The organism is Wolbachia endosymbiont of Onchocerca gibsoni, assembly GCF_029169405.1.
Lineage (GTDB): Bacteria > Pseudomonadota > Alphaproteobacteria > Rickettsiales > Anaplasmataceae > Wolbachia.
Map to the genome: position 1 here is coordinate 457129 of NZ_JABUMP010000001.1, position 1856 is coordinate 458984.

Below are 1856 nucleotides of genomic sequence, written 5' to 3' on the forward strand. Positions count from 1 at the left end.
TAACAGTGGCATTAAGTGAATAAGATAAATCGTTATCTGAAAGATAAATTACTTTACCGACCTCTACCTCCTTTCCTTCCTCAGCCTTTAATTTCTCTATTTTTATCACACTACCCTTTTTTACTAAGTACTGCTTTCCGCCTGTTTCAATAACTGCAAACATATCAAATATACACTTTTACTGTTAACTTTGATTGTAATCGTAAAGGATGTCATATATGCTGTCAAGACAAATGATTCTACCTAAGTTACATTAAACGCCTCCAGTAAATATACGAATGTACCATAAGCTACAGCAATTCCATGAGCTCTTAGTGTTATGTCTCACGTCACAATATAATCTTATCATACTTTCATTATTTTCAGCGTCAACATTCATATTATGTGTTGGTAACATTTTTGTGCTACATAATTTTTTTTCCTTAATCAACCAAGTATAGCGGAGTGTTGTTATTTTTATCTTTAATGTTGATATTAGGTATCTTTATTTATTTAAAATGATATATATTTTTGTTCATTGTAGGTATAATAGAATTATAAATTAACTTACTGTGCTTACCTGCATACCACTAAGCAGGTATAATACACCTCACATTGTATTATATTATAATTTATCAATTTTATAATTGTCATTAGAATCTTTACCTATTTTTTTATCTTTCTTTTGTACCTCATCCCTATTGCCACTTCTTGCACCGGTCTGTGAATATTTACTATTCCTTTCCTTAATCTAATTATTGAGTATCTATTAAATAACTTAACAGCACTACACAGTTTTTTTTCATCTTTTGCTTCTCTCATTATCACGAAAAGCAATTAAAATATAAACTTTCTTAAAATCTTTGCTCGTCATCTTGTGCTGCTATGTATATTCCTTTTAATGTTTCACTACTTTTATACAAGTAGCTTGTACATCTCTTTCACACAGTCCACTTCGGTTCTTTTTTGATTACCACTTGTTTCATCTTAGTCCTCTTTTACCTCACTTAAAGTACTAACCCAGTATTCCACTTTTTTAAAAAGCTCTGCAAAAGGTTTCATTGCCGCCAACATAGTTGAACTTTTTGACTAACATATCATTTATTCACCTTAAAATAATTCTTCCTCAAACATCATCTTAATAAAGTCTTTGATTCTTTGTTGATAATTTCCTTGCCCACCTTATACCTTATATAAAATGCTGCCACTTCTAGCATTGCCTATATCCAGGAACTTACCTTCTATATCTATCTTTATAAACTAAATTTTCTCTCCTTGATTCTTTCTGCTTAATATTACTCTCATTCTCCTTACTTCATATTGTGTTAAATCCCACTGGATCAAAATCAATGCTTGTAGTAATAATAAAATTCTTTATTTCACATTGAACTTTTTACTACTCTTGCTTTTTTAAACAAGCAATAAAATATTTTACTAAGCTAAATTTACCATTTTTTGTTAATAATCTACTTATAAGGACGTTTTTTTATCCCAAACACGTAGAAAAATAACACCTAAATACACCTCTTGATAGGTAATACCAAGAGGTAAAGACGACGGTTTATGCTCCAGGTAGAGTAATTTTTAGATATCTCCAACCTTGTATAATTTCGTGAATAATATCAATAAATAGTGAAAAAAGTAATCAACCTATATGTTCCAATATACAGATATCAGAGCATAGATTTAAAAGTATTACAAGATATGTTGTTAATATAGAAATTAATTACTTAATCTTTCACTTAAAATCAAATTCACAACATTAGGGTTAGCTTTTCCTTTAGTAAGTTTCATAACTTCTCCAACAAAAAATCCGTATAATTTTATCTTACCGCTTTTGTATTCTTGAACCTTATCTTGGTTGTCATTGATGATTT

The 1856-nt window shown here is 29.3% G+C and carries 1 protein-coding gene and 1 pseudogene; both read right to left on the minus strand.

Annotated elements, in window-relative coordinates; genetic code table 11:
- The coding region (locus tag HSX44_RS01730) for a bL21 family ribosomal protein (protein ID WP_275602412.1) at positions 1–163 on the minus strand (163 nt) is incomplete at its 3' end.
- Positions 164–1701: 1538 nt separating this feature from the next.
- Positions 1702–1856: pseudogene (gatB, locus tag HSX44_RS01735) on the minus strand (Asp-tRNA(Asn)/Glu-tRNA(Gln) amidotransferase subunit GatB); the annotation flags it as partial.